Annotated in this window: 12 protein-coding genes; 6 read left to right on the top strand and 6 right to left on the bottom strand. The window is 71.9% G+C overall.

All coding sequences use genetic code 11. The features are described 5' to 3' along the window. Nucleotides 1–3: 3 nt before the first annotated feature. Complete coding sequence (locus tag QE410_RS13065; protein WP_307332808.1) at nt 4–1,128, top strand: SseB family protein; 1,125 nt, start codon at nt 4–6, stop codon at nt 1,126–1,128. 58 nt (nt 1,129–1,186) lie between these two features. On the opposite strand, the gene QE410_RS13060 is transcribed toward QE410_RS13065, so the two are convergent. Continuing rightward, complete coding sequence (locus QE410_RS13060) at nt 1,187–1,813, bottom strand: DUF1684 domain-containing protein (RefSeq protein ID WP_307332805.1); 627 nt, start codon at nt 1,811–1,813, stop codon at nt 1,187–1,189. Nucleotides 1,814–2,231: 418 nt separating this feature from the next. Between QE410_RS13060 and ligD the strand changes: the two genes are divergently transcribed. The 3 genes from ligD to QE410_RS13045 all read left to right on the top strand — a co-directional run bounded on the left by ligD (nt 2,232) and on the right by QE410_RS13045 (nt 6,491). After that, on the top strand, nt 2,232–3,260 hold the full coding sequence (gene ligD, locus QE410_RS13055) for a non-homologous end-joining DNA ligase (protein ID WP_307332802.1): 1,029 nt from the start codon (nt 2,232–2,234) through the stop codon (nt 3,258–3,260). 191 nt (nt 3,261–3,451) lie between these two features. Beyond that, the gene (locus QE410_RS13050) at nt 3,452–5,329 is read left to right on the top strand and encodes an alkaline phosphatase (RefSeq protein ID WP_307332799.1); all 1,878 of its coding nucleotides are present in this window, start codon (nt 3,452–3,454) and stop codon (nt 5,327–5,329) included. A gap of 130 nt (nt 5,330–5,459) precedes the next feature. Next, on the top strand, nt 5,460–6,491 hold the full coding sequence (locus tag QE410_RS13045; RefSeq protein ID WP_307332796.1) for a hypothetical protein: 1,032 nt from the start codon (nt 5,460–5,462) through the stop codon (nt 6,489–6,491). A gap of 602 nt (nt 6,492–7,093) precedes the next feature. Here QE410_RS13045 and QE410_RS13040 read toward each other — a convergent pair. From QE410_RS13040 to QE410_RS13030, 3 genes are all read right to left on the bottom strand, one after another. Then, nucleotides 7,094–8,137 carry an ATP-dependent DNA ligase gene (locus tag QE410_RS13040; RefSeq protein ID WP_307332793.1) on the bottom strand — a complete coding sequence of 348 codons (1,044 nt, stop codon included), beginning with the start codon at nt 8,135–8,137 and terminating at the stop codon, nt 7,094–7,096. A gap of 2 nt (nt 8,138–8,139) precedes the next feature. Then, nucleotides 8,140–9,351 carry an AI-2E family transporter gene (locus QE410_RS13035; protein ID WP_307332790.1) on the bottom strand — a complete coding sequence of 404 codons (1,212 nt, stop codon included), beginning with the start codon at nt 9,349–9,351 and terminating at the stop codon, nt 8,140–8,142. Nucleotides 9,352–9,535: 184 nt separating this feature from the next. Beyond that, nucleotides 9,536–10,777, bottom strand: a complete 1,242-nt coding sequence (locus tag QE410_RS13030) for an acyl-CoA dehydrogenase family protein (RefSeq protein WP_307332787.1) — start codon at nt 10,775–10,777, stop codon at nt 9,536–9,538. A gap of 94 nt (nt 10,778–10,871) precedes the next feature. On the opposite strand from QE410_RS13030, the gene QE410_RS13025 reads away from it, so the two are divergent. Continuing rightward, complete coding sequence (locus tag QE410_RS13025) at nt 10,872–11,414, top strand: YbaK/EbsC family protein (RefSeq protein ID WP_307332783.1); 543 nt, start codon at nt 10,872–10,874, stop codon at nt 11,412–11,414. A 63-nt stretch (nt 11,415–11,477) separates the two neighbouring features. On the opposite strand, the gene QE410_RS13020 is transcribed toward QE410_RS13025, so the two are convergent. Beyond that, a complete protein-coding gene (locus QE410_RS13020; protein WP_307332780.1) occupies nt 11,478–12,146 on the bottom strand; it encodes a TetR/AcrR family transcriptional regulator in 669 nt (222 codons plus the stop codon). 1,020 nt (nt 12,147–13,166) lie between these two features. Between QE410_RS13020 and QE410_RS13015 the strand changes: the two genes are divergently transcribed. After that, nucleotides 13,167–14,642 (top strand): FAD-dependent oxidoreductase, encoded by a 1,476-nt coding sequence (locus QE410_RS13015; protein WP_307332775.1) that lies wholly within the window; start codon nt 13,167–13,169, stop codon nt 14,640–14,642. Between the two features lie 168 nt (nt 14,643–14,810). Here the strand turns inward: QE410_RS13015 and QE410_RS13010 are convergent, their stop codons facing one another. Continuing rightward, entirely contained in the window at nt 14,811–15,443 is a 633-nt protein-coding gene (locus QE410_RS13010; protein ID WP_307332772.1) for a LysE family translocator, read from the bottom strand. Between the last annotated feature and the right edge of the window lie 186 nt (nt 15,444–15,629).

The raw sequence follows: 15,629 nt of genomic DNA, 5'->3' as shown, positions 1-15,629 counted from the left end.
CCAATGGCTCTGTTCTCGCGCCGCAAGAAGTCCGACTCCGACGACGCATCGTTCGACCGGCCCGACACCACGATCGAACCGGGCGAGCAGCCCGTCGACCCCGCCGGACCGAGCGACGCCGCTCCGACCGCGCAGGCCTCCTCCGCCGACGCGGGCGCGTCACCCGAAGCCGCGGAGGCGACCCCGACGGTCGGCATCTCGATGTCGTCGTTCCGCGGTGTCGGCGCCGCACCCGAAACTCCCGCCGAAGCCTCGGCTCCGCCGGTGGCGGCGCGTCCGTCGGCGCGCCAGCCCGGCGCGATGGTCGCCCCCGAAGCGCCCGAGACGATGCCCGGTCTGCGCGACAACGTGCTGCTCGGCAACGCCCTCGCCGAGATCGAGGGCACGGCCGAGCCCGCGCAGCTGCTCAACGTCGCGCGCCAGCTGCTGCAGGGCCACGTCTTCCTCCGCGTGAAGGGCAACGCCCGTGCCCTGATGGAAGAGGGGAAAGACCTGCCTCTCGCCGTCGCCAACAACGGCGACGAACAGCTCGTGCTCGGCTACAGCGGCGGCATGGCCCTGCGGGCCAGCGTCGACGCCGACGGCGACCTCGACACCTCGGCGATGGCGCAGCCCGTGCTCGCGCTGCTGCGCCACATCATCGACGGCCCCTATGCCGGCATCGTGCTCAACCCCGCCGCGGCGAACGGGCGAGCGGTGCTGCCCAAGGCGCTGCTCGAGCGGATGGTGGCCGAGGTCGACCCGCAGCTGCGCATCAAGACGGCCCTGTGCGACGAGCGGACGGATGCCACGGCTTCGACCGTCGTCGACGCCATCGTCGACGATGCGCCGATGTGGATCGCCGTCAACCAGACCGAAGAGGGCGGCCCCATGGGAGTCGCCGAGTCGCGTGCCGCGACGGGCGAGCGCTTCCTCGAGGTGTTCTCGCACCCGCTCGAGCTGCTCGCCCTCGGCCGCGGTGACCAGCCGCTGCCGATCCGCAAGATCCAGTTGGCCAAGGCTCTGGCGCAGGATGCCGGGCTCACCGGCATCCTGATCGACGCGGCGGGTCCGTGGATCCGTCTCGACCGCGACGAGCTCGCCCCGGTCATCGCCCTCGCCGACGAACCGGCGGCGCCGACCGCCTGACGTCCGACGACGGGCCGTTCCCCTCGGGAGCGGCCCGTCTCTGCGTCAGCGTTGCGCGTCAGGCGCCGTAGAGCTCGCCGACCGGCACCGCCACGGGCAGAACGTTGCCCGCCGGTGCCAGGGGGCACGCCCACATCGGGTCGTACGCGCACGACGGGTTGTACGCGAAGTTGAAGTCGATCACGAGGCTGTCGGGCGTCGCGCCTCGGCCCAGGTCGGCGCCCTTGATCGTGTCGAGCAGGTAGCGCCCGCCACCGTAGGTGCCACCGGGACGGCCGGCCGCGGCATCCCGAACGGGAACGAACAGGCCACCACCGTACGACGTCAGCCGCCACACATCGAGTGACCCCGTGTCGGGCAGCTCGACGCGGCCGATGCGCTCGAAGCCGACCTCCCCGTCGGTGCCGGTCGTGGCGACGAACGACGCCTCGTCGGCGTCGAGCAGGGGCACCTCGAAGCGCCAGGCGGCGTCGTAGGGCGCCAGCGGCAAGCCGGTGAAGCCTTCGCGCTGCTCCGCAAGCAGGGGAGTGGCCGGGTGGTGGGCGAACAGTGCGTCGCGCTCGATCCGCCACAGCTCGTGGGCCTCTTCGGGGTCGTCGGCCTCGCGCACGGCGTCGTACAGGGCGAAGACGCGGCGGCGCCAGTCGGCGACGTCGAGGGCGGTGCGGGCGGCGGCGCTGGTCATAGGTCGAGCGTAGGCGGATGCCGGGAGCCGCGGCCCGGGCTGGACACCGGCTGCGGTGGCCCGGTCACCGCCGGGGTCGCGAGAGAGTCGACGGAACCGGAAGGCTGCACCGGATCCGGATGCCACGGCGAGTTCGATCCGGATCCGACGCTCCGAACCGGATCCGTTGCAGAATCGCGCCGGCCGCGCGCGCGGCGGCCACGCACGCGGCGGCGCGTGCGAGGGAGTCAACGGAACCGGAAGGCTGCACCGGATCCGGATGCCACGGTGAGTTCGATCCGGATCCGACGCTCCGAACCGGATCCGTTGCAGAATCGCGCCGGCCTCGCACGCGGCGGCGCGGACGCCCGGCACACGGGCGCGTGGTCCAGAACGCAACGGGCAGACACGGCCCCGATCCGCGCACTAGCGTCGGGACATGGCATCCCCCCGCATCACGCTGACCGTGCCGGGCCCCGAGGGCGATCGCGAGGTCGGTATCTCGAACCCCGATCGCGTGCTCTGGCCCGAGGTGGGCATCACCAAGCGGGAGCTCGCCGAGTACCTGATCGCCGTCGCCGACCCGTTCATCGCGGCGAACGGGCATCGGCCGGTGTCGCTCGAGCGCTTCCCGGAGGGCGTCGGCGGTGAGGCGTTCTTCTCGAAGAACCCGCCGAAAGGCGCGCCGGCCTTCGTCGAGGCCGTGACGGTGACATACAACAGCGGGCGCCGGCATCCGCAGCTCTTCCTCGGCGAGATCGCGTCGGCGGTGTGGGCGGCGCAGATGAACACCATCGTGTTCCACCCGTGGGCGTCGCTCGCGAGCGACGCCGACCACCCCGTCGAGCTGCGCATAGACCTCGATCCGCAGCCGGGCACGGGGATCGCCGAGGCGGTCGCGGCGGCCCACGAGTTGCGCGCGGTGCTGCGCGAGGCGGGCCTGGAGCCGTGGATCAAGACCAGCGGCAACCGCGGCCTGCACGTGTTCTGCCCCATCGAGCCGACGCACGAGTTCCTCGACGTGCGGCACGCGGTCATCGCCGCGGCGCGCGAGCTGGAGAGACGGATGCCGGATGCCGTGACCACCAGCTGGTGGAAGGAAGAGCGGGGCGAGCGCATCTTCGTGGACTTCAATCAGGCGAATCGCGACCGCACGATGGCGGGTGCGTACTCGCCCCGGGCCCTCCCGACCGCGACCGTGTCGACGCCGGTGACCTGGGACGAACTCGACGGTCTCGACCCCCTCGCCTTCACCGTGCGTTCGATCCCCGCGCGCCTGGCATCCATCGGCGACCCCTGGGCCGGATTCGGCAACAAGCCCGGGCGCATCGACACGCTCTTGCAGTGGTGGCAGCGCGACCTCGACGACGGCCTCGGCGAGCTGCCGTTCCCGCCGGAGTTTCCGAAGATGCCGGGCGAGCCGCCCCGCGTGCAGCCGTCGCGGGCGAAGACGCCGGCGGCGGACTGATCCGGCATGGTCGCATTTTCGCGGAGCGGTCGCCACCGCACACCCGAGTGTTCACCCAACGGTGAGGACGCGGGGTGAACGTTCACCCACGGGTGACCTGAGATTCGTTCTCACGAGAGGACCTTCCGTCAGCGTGGAGTTCGACCGGCCCCCGGCGGTCGGTGAACCTCATACGAAACGGAAACGAACACATGAACAAGCGCACGACCGGACGCACGCGTCGTCTGATCGTCCTGAGCACCGTCGCGGGCGTCGCCCTCGGTGCCACCCCCAGCGTCGTCGCCTCGGCGGAGACCACGGACACCCCCGCCCCCCGCAACGTCATCGTCCTCATCTCGGACGGCGGCGGCTACAACCAGTTCGACGCCGCCCGCCTGTACGAGAACGGCACGAGCTACCAGCAGGTCGAGGTCGCGCCGAACTCCGGCACGGCCACGAAGATCCCCGGCACCAAGAGCGAGGTCTACGACGACTTCCCCGTGCAGATCGCACAGTCGCACTACTCCGCGGGCGGTCGCGCGGCTTACACGCCCGAGCAGGCGTGGGGCGACTTCAGCTGGGTGGCATCGGGTGCGACCGACTCCGCCGCCGCCGGCACCGCGCTCGGCACCGGTGTGAAGACCACCAACGGCACCCTCGGCTTCGCCCCCGACGGCACGCGTCTGCTGACCGTCGGCGAGCAGGCCATGGAGGTCGGCAAGAAGGTGGGCCTGGTCACGAGCGTGCCCTTCAACCACGCCACCCCCGCCGGCTTCATCGCGCACAACAAGAGCCGCAACGACTACCACGGTCTCGCCACCGAGATGATCGACTCGGGCGTCGACGTGCTCATCGGCGGCGGGCACCCGAACTACACGGATGCAGGCACCTCGCGCGCATCGCACTTCGGTGCGGGGTCGTGGATCTCGCAGGCCGACTTCACGCGCGTCACGCAAGGGCAGACGCCCTTCTCGTACATCGAGAGCAAGGCCGACTTCGAGCGCGTCGCCGACGGGCAGAACGTGCCCGACAAGCTGTTCGGCCTCGCTCGCGTCGCCGAGACGTTCCAGTACAACCGCCCCGGCCTCGCCAACAGCACGGTACTGCCCTTCACCGACGCGGCGAATGTCGACGTCCCCTCGCTCGCCACGTCGGCGAAGGCTGCGCTGAACGTGCTCGAGAAGGACGAGGACGGCTTCTTCCTCATGGTCGAGAGCGGTGCGGTCGACTGGGCCGGTCACGCCAACCAGACCACGCGCATCGTCGAGGAGCAGCTGTCGTTCAACGACTCCGTCGACGCCGTCACCGACTGGGTCGAGAACAACTCCAGCTGGGACGAGACGCTCGTCATCGTCACCGCCGACCACGAGACCGGCTACCTCGCCGGCCCCGGCGCCGGCACCGAGAAGGGGTGGACCGCCCTGACCGGCACCGCGGGTCAGCTGCCGAACGTGTCGTGGCACTCGGGTGGCCACACCAACGCGCTCGTGCCGCTCTACGCGAAGGGCGCCGGCGCCGAGGTGCTCACCGCCCGTGCCACCAAATGGGACTTCGTCCGCGGTGCGTACCTCGACAACACCGACCTCGGCAAGACGATCTTCGACGCCCTCGGGCACGCGGATGCCGAGGGTGACGCCGTCGGCGTCGAAGCCTCGGTGCCCCTGCCGGCCCAGGCTGGTCAGCTGAGCCTCGCCCTGCCCGCCACCGACGGGCCGGTCACCTTCGCCGGCGACGCCTCGGCGCAGCGGGCCGAGCTGCCCGAGGTCGTCGTGAACGACTCCCGCAACGAGGCGCAGGCCCAGGGTCGCGGCTGGACGCTGTCGGGTTCGGCATCCGCGTTCGTCGCCGGTAACCGCTCGTTCGGTGCCGACAACCTCAGCTGGACGCCGAAGGTCGTGCGCACGGCCGCGGGTGCCGCCGCCGGTGGCACCGCAACGCTCGACAAGCCCGCTACCCTCGCCGACGCCGGTCGCGTCGAGCGCGTGGGTGAGACCGTCGTCGCCGCCGACCTGGCGCTGACCATCCCCGCGACCGCCGAGAGCGGCCGTTACGGCAGCGAGATCACCCTCACGCTGTTCGCGAAGGACTGACACCCTTCGGCCGGTGCGCTCCCCGATCGGGGGCGCACCGGCTCCGTCCGCGTCGTCGGCGCTCCGCTGGGGTGTTCGATCGCCGCACGACCCCGCTTCTCGTTCATCCCTTCACGACCCGAGGTATCCCGTGTTCCCCCGCACCTCCGCTCTCGCCGCGGCCATCGCCGCCGCGGTGCTGCTTCTCTCCGCCGCTCCCGCCGCCGCCGTCACCGTCGACCCGGCGCCCTCCTCCGCTTCCGCCGCGCAGTGGTCGGTCGCACCGGCGTCGTCTGCCGGCCCCGACGGTCGCATCTCGCTGCGCCACACCGTCGACCCGGGCACGGGCGTCGACGACGCCATCGCCGTCTCCAACCTCGGCTCCGCACCCGCGACCTACGTCGTCGCCCCGGGCGATGGCATCCTGGGCGACAGCGGTGCCTTCGACATCGCCGCGGGCGACCCGCAGGAGTCGGGTGCCTGGATCACCGTCGACGGACTGGATGTCGGCACGGTGACCGTGGCGCCGGGGGAGACCCGCGTGCTCCCCGTTCGCATCGATGTGCCCGCCGAGGCCACTCCGGGCGATCACCCCGCCGGCATCGTCGTCGGGGTCACCCGTTCGAGTGACGGCGTCGCGGTCACCAACCGCGTCGGGGTGCGCGTGCACCTGCAGGTGGCTGGAGACATCGTCCCGGCGCTGGAAGCGGGTGACGTCACCGCGACGTTCACACCGGCGCTCGTACCTTTCGCGCCCGGGACGCTGCGCGTCGAGACCCGGGTCGAGAACACCGGCAACGTGCGCCTGGGTGCGCTCGCTGCCGTCTCTGGGGCGGGCCTCGATGCCGCTGCGCTCGCGGGCGACCCGGCCGAGCTGCTGCCGGGCGACACGACCACCGTCGTGACCGAGACGAGCGCCTGGCCCGTCTTCGCGCTGTTCGGCACGAGCACCGTACGTCCTGTCGTCCTCGGCGACGACGCCGTCACGGCCCCTGCCCCCGTCGAGGAGGGGTTCGCGACGCCGGCGGTGTCGTGGACGGGCGTCGCTGCCCTGCTGCTGGCGGTGGGGGCGATCGGGGCGACGACCGTGGCGCGGCGGCGCGCGCGTCGGAGAACGGATGCCATGGCGTCAGCGGACGCCGACGCCCCCGCCGCCGAGCGGGTGGAGGCGGAGGTTCGGTAGGCGCGGGCGACGACAGGCCCCGGCGGGGAGGTTGCGGTCCTGGCGGGGAGGTTGCGGTCCTGGCGGCGCGTTGCGGTCCTGGCGCGGCGTTGCGGTCCTGGCGGGGCGTTGCGGGCCTGGCGGGGCGTTGCGGGCCTGGCGGGAGGTCGCGGTCCCGGCGGGGCGTTGCGGTCCTGGCGCGGCGGGTGGGGCTCGGATCCCGGTGTTGCAGGTGGGGCTGCGGGCGTGTTCGTGGTGCGGCGGGTAGGGCTGGGGGTGACGGAGGTCGGTTTGGGGCGGGAACGTGCGAAATCCGCCCCAAACCGGCGGGGATGTGGGATCGGGGCTCGGAATGTACACCGGGGCGGACAACACCCGCCCCGGTGCACATTTCCCGCCCCGAACCGGCCGAGAGCGCCTCGAGCCCGGGCGATCGCGGCTGGCGTCCGGCCGTTCTCGCTCCGGAGTCCGGCGGTTCGTTCCTCGAGCCCACCCAATCGCGTTCCGGAACGGCTGAATGAATCCGACACCGGGCCGAACGCCCCACCCGGCTGACGCGCCCCAACCCTGCCGAACGCGGCCCGGAACACCGGGCGCCATTTCGCGGGTCGAACGCGCGAGCCTCAGTCGAGCACGTCGCCGAGGTCGTAGGAGGTAACCGTCTCGAGTTGCGCGAACGTGCAGGAGCGGGCGTCGCGATCGGGGCGCCACCGGTCGAACTGCACGGTGTGGCGGAACCGCATCCCTTCGAGCTGGTCGTAGCGCACCTCGAGCACGAGCTCGGGGCGCAGGCGCACGAACGACACGTCTTTCGACGCCGAGAAGCGCGAGCGGTCGGTCTCGCCGACGACGGCCTCGCCCTCGGCATCCCGCTCGACGAGGGGCGCGAGCTCGTCGATCAGTTCGCGCCGCTTCTTGTCGGTCCAGGCCGACACGCCGCCCACGCCGTGCAGCCGACCGTCGTCGTCGTAGAGGCCCACGAGCAGGGAACCGACGCCTTCGCCCGACTTGTGGATGCGATAGCCCAGGGCCACCACGTCGGCGGTGCGTGCGTGCTTGATCTTGAACATCGTGCGCTTGTTCGGTGCGTAGGGCTGCGCGAGGGGCTTCGCGACGACACCGTCGAGCCCGGCGCCCTCGAACTCGGCGAGCCAGCGGCGGGCCAACTCGGGGTCGTCGGTGGTGCGCGTGACGTGCACCGGGTGGGGGACGCCTCCGAGCAGGTCTTCGAGCTGCGCGCGGCGCTCCGAGAACGGCTCGTGCTGCAGATCGCGGTCACCGCGGGCGAGCAGGTCGAACGCGATGAACATCGCCGGCGTCTCCTGCGCGAGCATGTTCACGCGGGATGCCGCGGGGTGGATGCGCTGCGACAGGGCCTCCCAGTCGAGGCGCTGCGCGCCCGGCTCACCCCGCGCGACCACGACCTCGCCGTCGATGAGGCACGGCTCGGGGAGGATGTCGGCGAAGGCCGCGACGAGCTCGGGGAAATACCGGGTGAGCGGCTTGGCGCCGCGGCTGCCGATCTCGACATCAGTGCCGTCCCACGACACCAGTGCCCGGAATCCGTCCCATTTGGGTTCGTAGCTGAACCCGCCGGAGACCTTGGAGTGCTCGGGCACGTCGGGCACCGACTTCGCCAGCATCGGGGCGGGAATGTCGTACGGCACGGTCAGGCCTTGCTCTTCGTCTTCTTTTTCTTCTCGTCCGCGTCGTTGGTGTCGGCGAACGGTACCGGGTCACGGCGCTTCTTCGGACGAGCCCACTCCGCAGGCTGATCGGGACCGTTCCAGACGGTGACGATGCCCCACGCCACGGCCGTCAGCGGAACGGCGAGCAGCGTCCCCAAAATGCCGCCGATCGCCGTGCCACCGGCGAGCACGACGAGCACGACGAACGAGTGCAGCTTCATCGAGCGACCCATGAGCACGGGTTGGAGGAAGTTGCCCTCGAGCTGGTTGACCGCCACGACGATGCCCACGACGATGAGGGCCACGATCGGGCCGTTGGTCACGAGGGCGACGAGCGCGGCGAGGATGCCGGCGGTGACGGCACCGACGATCGGGATGAACGCGAGCAGGAACACCAGCACCGCGAGCGGGAGCGCGAGCGGCACCTGCAGGATGGCGAGGCCGATGCCGATCCCGACCGCATCGACGGCCGCGACCGAGGCGGTGCCGCGCACGTACGATCCGAGCACGGTCACCGTCTTGTCGCCGATGCGGCGGGCACGGTCGTAGTCGGCACCGCGGAAGGGTCGCAGCACGAACTCCCACATGCGCGGGCCGTCTTTGAGGAAGAAGAACAGGATGACGACCATCAGCACCAGGCCCGTGACGAACGAGGCGATCGCGCTGACCCCGGCCAGGGCGCCGGTGCCGAACTCGGAGCTGGTCACGAAGCTCTGGATGCCCTGAACCGCCTGATTCACCTGCTCGGGTGAGATCGCGAAGGGCAGCGTGTGATACCAGTCCTGCGCCCGCTGGAAACCCTCGACCGCTTGCGAGCTCAGGTAATCCCACTGGTTGATCACGGCATTCGCGACCAGCCAACCGAGCGCGCCGAGTACGGCGACCACGGCGAGCAGTGTGAGCAGGGTGGCCAGAACCGCCGGTACGCCCTTGCGCCTCATCCACATGGTGACGGGCCCGAAGGCGGACGCGAAGATGAGCGCGAGGATCAGCGGGATGATCACCAGCGTCAGCTGCCGGATGCCCCAGATGAGCCCCGCAACGAGTACGACCACCACGATGATCTGCACGCCGCGCACCGCGAGGCGGCCGAAACCGTCGGCCCAGAGGGTACGCGGCGGACCCGGATCGGCCGACACGACGGCGGGGGCGACGACGGTGCGCGGCTCGGGACGGCGAGAGAACAAGCTCATGGGATGACGTTAGCGGCGGCCTCCGACATCGGGCGCGCGGGTTGCGCGCCGGCGAGGGCGGGGATTAGGCCGCGAGAATGTCGGCCGTTCCGTCACGCGGCATCTGCGAGGCAGGACCACCCACGTCGTGGTGAGCAGCGGGTACACCTCCGGCACGGGCTGCGCGCCCCGGCGTCCGGGGCCGTCAGACGAACGCGCTCACACCCGTGATGTCGCGGCCGAGCAGCAGCGCCTGCACGCTCTCGGTGCCCTCGTACGTGTGGATCGCCTCGATGTCGGCCATGTGCTGCATGACGCCGTTCTCGAGCAGGATGCCATTGCCGCCGAGCAGGTCGCGCGCGATCGCGGCCACCCGACGTGCGGCCCGCGTGTTGTGGTACTTCGCCAACGACGCCTGGGTGGGGCGCAGCCCGCCGGAGGCCTCGAGGTCGGCGAGGCGGCGGCAGTACAACTGCATCGCCGTCAGCTCGTCGAGCATCTGCGCCAGGCGCTCCTGCACCATCTGGAAGGCGGCGAGGGGCTTGCCGAATTGCATGCGCTCGGCGGCATACGTCCGCGCGATCTCGTAGCAGGCGGTCGCGTGACCCAGTGCCGACCACGCCACGCCCGAACGGGTGGCATACAGCACGCGCGAGGCGTCTTTGAAGGTGTGCGACCCGGGCAGCACGGCATCCGCGGAAAGACGCACGTCGTCCATCGCGATGTGAGCCTGATGGATGCCGCGCAGCGACACCTTCCCGGTGATGACGGTGCCGATGTAGCCCGGGGTGTCCTGCTCGACGAGGAAGCAGCGCACGTTGCCATGGTCGTCGCCGCCCTCGTTCGCGACGCGGGCCCAGACGAAGGTGATGCCGCCGGAGGCGCCGTTGCCGATCCACTTCTTCGTTCCGCTGAGCGACCATCCGTCGGCGGTGCGCGTGGCGGTGGTCTCGAGCGAGACGGAGTCGGAGCCGTGGTCGGGCTCGGTCAGCGCGAAGGCGCCGAGCACCGTGCCGTCGGCGAGGGGCCGCAGCCAGCGCCGCTGCTGCTCGGGGGAGCCGAAGAGGGCGAGGGTCCGTAGGGCCAGCCCGCCCTGCACGGCGAGGGCGGTCGCGAGCGAGCCGTCGTGGCGCGAGACCTCCATGTTCACCAGACCCGCCGCCAGCGGCGAGGTGTGCGGAAGATCGGGGTGCTCGATGCCGTCGGTGAAGAGCTCGAGCTCGCCCATGCGCTGAACGAGCTCGACGGGGTAGGTCGCGGCATCCCACTCGCCCTGCATGCGCGTGCCGACCTCGTCGGTGAATGCCTTGGCGCGGTCCCACACGGCGCGGTCGGCGTCGGGGATGTCGGCGAAGACCGCGTAGTAGTCGGTGTCGCGTCGGCCCAGGAGGTCGTAGCGGGCGACACGCTCGCCGGGGAGCGTGCGGGCATCGGCGTCGATGGTCATGGTTCCCAGTATCGCTCACAGTGGTACTAGGTGTCACACATCGCGTCGACGTGCGGCGAACGCTCGGCGAGGGCCGCGCGGTAGGGTCGCGGGCGTGACCTCGCTGACCTTCCTCCCTGCGCTCGACAACCCGCACCTGCTGGCCGAACCGGTCGCTGCCGCTCTGCTGACCCTCGACCCCGAGACCGCCGCGCGCATCGAGGTGGCCGAGGTCGACCCGGCGCTCGCCGACACCGCGGCGTTCTGCGCGGCGTACGGTCAGAGTCTCGACATCTCCGCCAACTGCATCGTCGTGCAGGGTACGCGTGGCGCTGAGACGCGCACCGCCGCCTGCCTCGCCCTCGCCACGACCCGGCTCGACGTCAACGGTGTCGTGCGCAAACTGCTCGACGCGCGGAAGGCGACCTTCGCGCCGATGGATGCCGCGGTGTCGACCACGGGGATGGAATACGGCGGGATCACCCCTCTCGGCATCCCGTCCGACTGGCGGCTCCTCGTCGACGCGCGCGTGGCGGCGCTGCCGCGGGCCGTGGTGGGCGCCGGGACCCGTGGCGCGAAGCTGTTCCTGCCCGGCGAGGTGCTGGCATCCCTGCCCGGGGCGGAGGTGATCGAGGGGCTGGCGAAGCCGATCGCGTGACGGCGGTGACCGCAGGATCGGGCGTTCGGAGGGCGTGGCGGCCGTGTGTCGAAGCCGTGAGGCTCAGTCTCCGAGCGACGCGCGCAGGCGCCGAGTGACCTCCGCGGCGGGCATGCGGCGCGGGAAGGCCGCGACGATGAGGTCGTCTCCCGCGGCGTCGCCGGCGTCGGGCCCCACGCCGTAGCGCCGGAGCGCGTCGTCGAGAGCGCGACGCAGAACGGATGCCGGCACCCGGGCTCCCCTCATCAGCCGGCGCAGCACATGATTGTGCACCGCCGTGACGAGAGCGGCGAAGCCGACGGCATCCAGGGGGTCGAGGCCGGGGAGCGCATCGCGCAAGTACTGGTCGAAGAGGCGCTCGTAGCGGAAGACCGTGACGATCTCGCGGTCGCGCAGGCCGGGAACCTCGCGCACGATCTTGTACCGACGCCGCGCGAGTTCGGGGTCGGCGGCGAAGTGCCGGAACACGCGCACCGACGCCTCGCACACGGCCGCCCAGGGGTCGGGATGCGACTGCGCGAGGAACGCGCGCGTCTCGGCGAGCAGCACCTCGTGGTCGGCGAAGACGACGTCTTCTTTGCCGCCGAACTGCCGGAAGAACGTCGAGCGCGAAACCCCCGCCGCCTGCGCGATCTGCTCCACGGAGGTCTGGTCGTAGCCGTTCGCGACGAACAGGTCGATCGCAGCGGCCACCACCGCGGTGCGGCTGGACGGGGCGGCGCTGTCGGTCACGTGCCGAGCATATCCGCGGGGCGCGGGCGGCGGCGGGAAGGGTGCGTGGGGCGGTGGCGTGGGGCGGGGGCGCGTGCGCGGGGCGGTGGTGCGGGTGCGCGAGGCTGTGAGAAACGCGATCGGCGGGTCTAAACGCTGTAGGGCGGCGTGTGTCGCTGGCGATGCCGTTTCTTGCGCGTGCGGGTGCGGGGCCGGAGCGTGCGGCGGGGCGCGGCGGCGCGTGCGCGAGGCGGTGAGAAACGCGATCGGCGGGTGGAAACGGTGCGGGGCGGCGTGTGTCGCTGGCGATGCCGTTTCTTGCGCGTGCGGGTGCGGCGGCAGGAGCGTGCAGCGGGGCACGGCGGCGCGTGCGCGAGGCGGTGAGAAACGCGATCGGCGGCTGGAAACGCTGTGACGCGGCGTGTGTCGCGGTGGATGCCGTTTCTCGCGCGTGCGGGGGCGGCGGCAGGAGCGTGCGGGCGCGGCGGCGGCAGGTGCGGGGGCGGCGGCAGGAGGTGTGGGTGCGGCGGCGCGTGCGCGCGCGGAGGTGAGAAACGCAATCTGCGGGTGGAAACGTTGTGGGGCGGCGTGTTCTGCGGCGGATGCCGTTTCTCGCGCGTCCGGGTGGGGCGGCGGGAGGTGCGGGTGTGCGGCTTGGGCGGGGTGCGGCGGCGGCACGGGTCGGGCCGCACGGTGAGAAACGCCATCGGCGGCTGGAAACGCTGTGGGGCGGCGTGTTTTGCGGCGGATGCCGTTTCTCGCGCATGCGGGGTGCGGCGGCGGCGCGGGCGGGGTGCGGCGGCGGCACGGGCCGGGCGGCACGGTGAGAAACGCGATCGGCGGACGGAAACACCTCGGCGGGGCTGTGTCGCTGCGGATGCCGTTTCTCGCCCAACGAGCACACAGCGCGAGCACGCACCGCGACCACACAGCGCGAGCACTTAGCGCGAGCACGCATCGCGAGCACGCACCGCGCTAGACGATCCCACCCACGGGGGCAAGCGGATGCCGAGTCCCCGGCCCCCGCGGTGGGATGGACGCATGAGCACCCCCCTGTGGAACCGGAACCAGACCTCCGTCGCGACGCCGTTCGAGCCCGACGCGCGGCACGACGTCGTCATCGTCGGCGCGGGGATCAGCGGCCTGTCGACGGCGGTGATGCTGGCCGAAGCGGGCGTCGATGTCGCCGTGGTCGACGCCGGCGAGGTGGGACAGGGGGCGACCGCGGCGTCGGTGGGTATGGCATCCCTGCTTCAGGGCACGACGCTCGCGTCGCTGCGGCGGCATCACCCGGCGAGTCTCGTACGGGCTTATGTGGATGCCAACCGTGCCGGCCAGGACTGGCTCGCCGACCGGGCAGGCGCCGCCGCCGATCGCCGCACGGCGTTCACGTTCGGACGCGGCCTCGACACCGACGTGACCCTCGACGCCGTCCGAGATGCGGCGAGAGAGGCCGGCCTGCCGGTGCGTGAGGACGCCCCCGGCGATTTCGGCGGGCGCACGGCCGTGCGGGCCATCGCCCTCGACGATCAGCTCGCCCTCGACCCCGTTCTGCTGGCGACGACGCTCGCCCGTGCGGCCGTCGAGGCGGGTGCGGTGATCCACACCGGCGTGCGGGTGTCGGACGTGCGGGTCCTCCCCAGCGGCCGGATCGACACCGACCGCGGCACGATGTTCGGCGACACGGTCGTGCTCGCCACGGGTACGCCCCTCACCCGCCGCGGCCTGTACGACCTGAAGATGCGCGCGCTGCGGTCGTGGGCGATCGCGTTCGAGGTAGAGGGGGATGCCGAAGCCCCCGGCGGCATGTGGAGCGAGGTCGGCGCCGACGGGCGCAGCGTCGTGGCGGCACCGTCGTCGTTCGGGCGTCCGGCGCTCATCGTGACCGGGGCACGGCATCCGGTGGGCTCGGCGTCGTCGGAGATCGCGCTCGCCGAGGCGCTCGCCGCGTGGGCGCGGCGCACGCTCCCGGTCGGCGCCGAGATCGCGCGCTGGTCGGGCCAGGACTACCAGTCGCACAACCTCGTGCCGTTCATCGGGGGGATGCCGCGCGGTCTCGGCCGCCTGCGCTTCGCCACCGGATACGCCGGGTGGGGCATGACCAACGCGCCGGCGGCGGCGATGCGGTTGAGCGACGAGATCCGCGGCGTCTCGCGCGGCGACCGGCCGCAGTGGATGCGCACGATCGGCACCCGCATGACCGTGCCCGCCGACCTCGGCCGCGGAATCGGCGAGGCCGCGCGGCGCGCGTGGGTGTCGGCAGCGGCCCTGAAGACGGCGTCGACGGCCCCCGTCGCACCGCCCGCCGAGGGTGCGGGAACGCTCGCCCGGCGTGGTGGGCGCACCGCCGCCGTCTCGACGGTCGACGGGCAGACGCGCACGCTGGCCGCCCCGACCCCGCTGACCTGGAACGACGCCGAGCGCTCGTGGGACAGCCTCGTCGACGGCTCGCGCTATGCCCCCGATGGGGTGCGGCTCGAGGGCGCGGCATCCACGGATCTGCGCTCGGCGGGCTGAGGCGCGCACATCTCCTGCAAGCCGTCGGGAGGGCCGGGACTCGCGCTCGCTCGCGACGCATCTGCAGGAGTTGTGCCGGGGCACGTGGGAACAGTCGGCGCCGAGCTCCATCGGACGGACGGAGCGGTGAGCAGCGTCCGGGGGTCAGGAGGGGATGTAGACCCCGCGTCAGCTCTTCGCACCCGTGAACGCCAGCGCGCCGCCGAGGCCGATCATCATGACGCCGCCCGTGCCCGACAGTGTCGAAATGCGCTTCGGTGAGCGGGCGAACCAGGTGCGGGCGGTGCCGGCGGCGAGGGCCCAGACGCTGTCGCAGGTCAGCGCCATCACCTGGAAGAGCAGTCCGAGCGTCAGCAGCTGCAGCCAGGCGGCACCGGCGTGCGGGTCGACGAACTGGGGCAGAACCGCCACGAAGAAGGCGATGGTCTTGGGGTTGGTCAGGCCCACGACGAATCCTTGGCGTAGCAGCGTCCACGACGAAGTGGGCCGGACGGCCGCGCCGGTGACGTGCGCGTGCCGGTGGCGGATCGCCTGGATGCCGAGCCACACGAGGTAGATCGCCCCGACGATCTTCAGCACCGTGAAGGCGATGATCGAGGATGCCACGATCGCGCCGACTCCGAACGCGACGGCGAGCACCGCGGGCACGGTGCCGAGGGCGTTGCCGACGACGCTGAGCACGCCCGCGCGGCGGCCGAGGGCGATCGAGCGTCCGATGACGAACAGCACACTCGGACCCGGGATGACGATGATGACGACCGACGCCGCGACGAAGGCCACGAGGTTCTCGATCGGTGGCATCCGTGCAGCGTACTGCGGTCATGTTTCGCCGCCGTTCCGAGCGCCCCGGCGTCCCGGCGGCCCCAGGTCCTTGCGCCCCGGCGCCGAGGCGCCCCGGCGCTCCGGCGTCGAGGCGCGTGAGCGGCGCGTGCGGCGCGTGAGGGGTCAATCTGTGTCGCCTAGGAGGCGTCCAGGCGACAAAAACTG

Origin of the sequence: Microbacterium sp. SORGH_AS_1204 (genome assembly GCF_030818935.1) — a bacterium.
In the GTDB taxonomy this organism is placed as follows: Bacteria; Actinomycetota; Actinomycetes; order Actinomycetales; family Microbacteriaceae; genus Microbacterium.
This window is presented reverse-complemented; position numbering and strand designations above follow the sequence as displayed.